1 pseudogene is annotated in these 417 nt (G+C 76.5%); it reads right to left on the bottom strand.

Annotated features, from left to right (window positions below):
• Window positions 1–221: 221 nt before the first annotated feature.
• Window positions 222–417, bottom strand: a pseudogene (locus tag C1I92_RS34240) (inosose dehydratase); the annotation flags it as partial.

Below are 417 nucleotides of genomic sequence, written 5' to 3'. Positions count from 1 at the left end.
CTCGGGCACCGGTCGCCGCCACGACCCAGCGGGCCCGTGCCTCGTCGACGTCGCAGACCCCGCCGACCCTTGCGCCGGCAACCGACCCGCTGAGCAGGCGGGCGTGGTCGGCACCCATGACACCGGCGCCGATCAACCCGACCGTGACCGGCCGGGTGCCGTTGACATGCACCATCACGACGCCGCTCCGGCCGGCGCGAGCCCGGCCCGGCCAGCCCGGCTCACCGCGCCACCCGGGGCAACTCGCTGCTCACCGTGGCCAGGAAGTCCAGGCTGCGCCGTACGTCGTGCACCGGGCCGGCGCCTGGCTCCGGCGCCTCGGGCAGGGCGGCGTCCTGCTCCAGCACGTACCACCCGCCGTACCCGGCTGCCTCCAGGTCGCCGACGATGGCCGCGATGTCGAGGTCCCCGTCCCCC

Source organism: Jiangella anatolica, from assembly GCF_003236295.1.
Taxonomy (GTDB): Bacteria; Actinomycetota; Actinomycetes; order Jiangellales; family Jiangellaceae; genus Jiangella; species Jiangella anatolica.
This window is presented reverse-complemented; position numbering and strand designations above follow the sequence as displayed.